The following is a 2663-nucleotide window of genomic DNA, read 5'->3' as shown; positions in this document are numbered from 1 at the left end:
GGCCAGATCGGCGAGGTGGTCAACAACAGGGTGGATCGGGGAAGATGAGGACACGAGCGCGGCTCCTGGAACGATCTTTAGGTCTAGACACCCGAAAGATCATCAGAGTCGCGCTCGTCCCACAACTCCCACCTTGGACCCATCCTGAACCTGGACAGAACATCTCAAGCCGGAACAACGCCGGGGCCGTGGGCCAGGCCGCAGGCGACCAGCATGCCGAGAATGACCAGCCCGACCCTCGTCCAAGGCACGTCCCTGCTCGGTCGGACGCCGATGGAGACCGCCACCGCCAGTTGAGCGGTGAGGACGAGGCAGATGACGACGCTCAGCACCCGGTAGCCGACCCCGTAGAAGGACCACCAGGTCACGGTGCCGAACACCGCCGGAACAACCATCAGCAGGCTCAGCCCGATCAGCGGTGTAGCGAGTTCCCACCGCTGCAGAGCGGCTCCTGCCGGGTGCGATGTCTGGCGGGTCAACTGTCGATGACTCGCAGGAAGACCGTGCCGCTGCCGGCGTCGAGGTAGACGGTGCCGTTGTACTGTGCCGTCCGCACGTCCTTGGCGAACTGCTCACTGACCTGCCAGGTGCCGCCGGTCGGCAGGAACGGGCGCAGCTCGGCGCTCAGCGGTGCGTCCCAGTTGGGCGGTGCGGGCTGCCATTCGTACCCTTTGATGATTGTGGCCAGGGTGTCGGGTCGCAGCACGACCAGCGCCTCGATGCGCGTGTCGGTCGGGCCGGTGACGCCGCGGGTGTCAGCTCCGGCGGCTGACGCCTGCCAGTGGGTTTCGACGAACTCGCCGAGGCGCGGAAACCGTTTCGCGATCGGGTCTCGGTCGGTCCGGACCGGTGCCGGGCTCACGCTGGTGGTCCTCCCTGTCGGCTCGTCGTCGGGGGCGTTGTCGGAGCATCCGGCAAGGGCCAGGACGAGTGCCGTCGCCAGAAGCCCGGCGCGAATGTCAGCCATCGGTACGCCCACCTACCAGATTCTGCCAGCCGGGACCCACTCCGTGGTGCCTGTGTTGACGGCAAGTTGAGCGCCGAGCGACGGCCTTCTCCGCCGCCGTCGAGGACCTGGGCGGCCAAGACGCTTTCATCTCAGACGGAGTACCCGATGCCTGCGTTCCGCAGCTTCGCGTCGATATAGTCCGCGTATTTGGGGTTTGAGCTGGGCAAACGCTGGTAGGCCCGGTGACAGGGCGTGTCACTAGGCGGCTGTGTTGTTGCAGGTCAGGCGGTTGCGGGTGTCGCGTCGAGGATGCGGGGCGGTTCGGTGATCCGCAGCTTCGTGAGCAGGGCCTTTTGGGGCTGGGACAGCTCGGTGCGCTGGGCGAACGTGCCGGCGGGGCCGGTGAACACGCCGAGGTGCAGCCGGTCAATCTCGGTGCGGATCGCGGTCCAGGTGCGGCCGGTCTCGGTCTCGGCGACGCGGATGAGCAGCAGGGCCAGCCAGCAGAGCAGGATGTGGGCGCGGATGCGGTCCTCGCGGCGGTGGAACACCGGGCGCAGGTCGAGGGTGGTCTTCATGTCGCGCCAGCCGCGTTCGACTTCGAGTAGTTGCTTGTAGCCCAGGGCGATGTCCTCCGCGCTCAGTTTCGGGTCGGAGCAGCGCAGCAGGTACTTGCCGTCGAGGCGCTGTTCGGCCTTGACCTTGGCCTGGTCGAGGCGAAGCAGGCCCTTGGGGGTGACGCGCAGGAACCGGTTCAGGCCGGGCTTGGTGGAGATCACGCCGCGTAGCTCGGCGCGTTTGGTGGCCGGCAGCCGGTCGGTGTCGTCGATCAGGTCGGTGAGTTGGGCGATCAGCCGTTGGCGGACAGCGGCGTCCCGGTCGGCGGCCTCGGGGTTGTAGCAGATGACGAACCGGTCGTCGGTGTCGATGTTGACTTCCTTGACCTGCAGGTTGTCCGCGACGGTGGCGTAGCGGCCCTGCCGGGCCAGAGCCTGGTCGGCTTCGCTGGTGCCGGCGCGTAGCTTCTCGCCGAGGATGTAGTGTCCGCCGCCCTGTTGCAGGAAGCGGCGGTTCTCGGCGGAGGCGAAGCCGCGGTCGGCGACCCAGACGATGCGGGCCAGGCTCCACTCGCGCATGTCGGTCTTGACCTGCCGGATCAGGGCGGAGTCGCCGGTGTTGCCGGGCCAGCACCAGACACGCACGGGGATGCCGGTGCGGGTGACGGCCATCCCGACCACGATCTGGGGCAGATCGTCGCGGGAGTCCTTGCTCTTGCCATGCGTGCGGAACCCGGCCTGTTTGACCGCGGCGGGGTCGTCGGCGTTGACCGGCTTGCCCTTGTCGTCGCGCCAGACGAGGTCGTCGGCCTCGTCGAGTTCGAAGTAGGTGCTGGTGGTGTCGAAGAACAGCAGGTCGACTTCGAGGTTGAGTAGGTCGGCGATCTGGTCGTAGACACCGAGGGTCAACGCGGGCTCGACCTCGATCAGCTGGTCCATCGCCCGGTAGCAGGCGTCGTCGGTGACATGTGGCAGGCCGGGCAGGTGCACGTCCTGGCAGACCCAGTCGGCGGCGGCCAGCTTGCTCGACGGCGCCAGAGCCCGGTTCGCGACCAGCGCGAACAGCACCCGCTCCACGTCGACCTCCCGCCGCGCCGAGCCGACCAACGGCCGTAGGACGGTGCCGATTCGCAGCCGGCGCCACAGCCCGTCGAGCA

3 protein-coding genes are annotated in these 2663 nt (G+C 67.9%); all 3 read right to left on the bottom strand.

Features of this window, described 5'->3' with window-relative positions; genetic code table 11:
• Window positions 1-164: 164 nt before the first annotated feature.
• Window positions 165-479, bottom strand: coding sequence for a hypothetical protein (locus F8271_RS30890; RefSeq protein WP_225854886.1), 315 nt, complete (start codon window positions 477-479; stop codon window positions 165-167).
• Complete coding sequence (locus F8271_RS30885; protein WP_151493317.1) at window positions 476-967, bottom strand: hypothetical protein; 492 nt, start codon at window positions 965-967, stop codon at window positions 476-478. The genes F8271_RS30890 and F8271_RS30885 overlap by 4 nt, the downstream gene beginning before the upstream one ends.
• Window positions 968-1230: 263 nt before the next feature.
• Window positions 1231-2663 (bottom strand): IS1634 family transposase (locus F8271_RS30880; protein ID WP_151493316.1); only part of this gene is annotated, 1433 nt, incomplete at its 5' end.

The organism is Micromonospora sp. ALFpr18c, from assembly GCF_008868155.1.
In the GTDB taxonomy this organism is placed as follows: Bacteria; Actinomycetota; Actinomycetes; order Mycobacteriales; family Micromonosporaceae; genus Micromonospora.
This window is presented reverse-complemented; position numbering and strand designations above follow the sequence as displayed.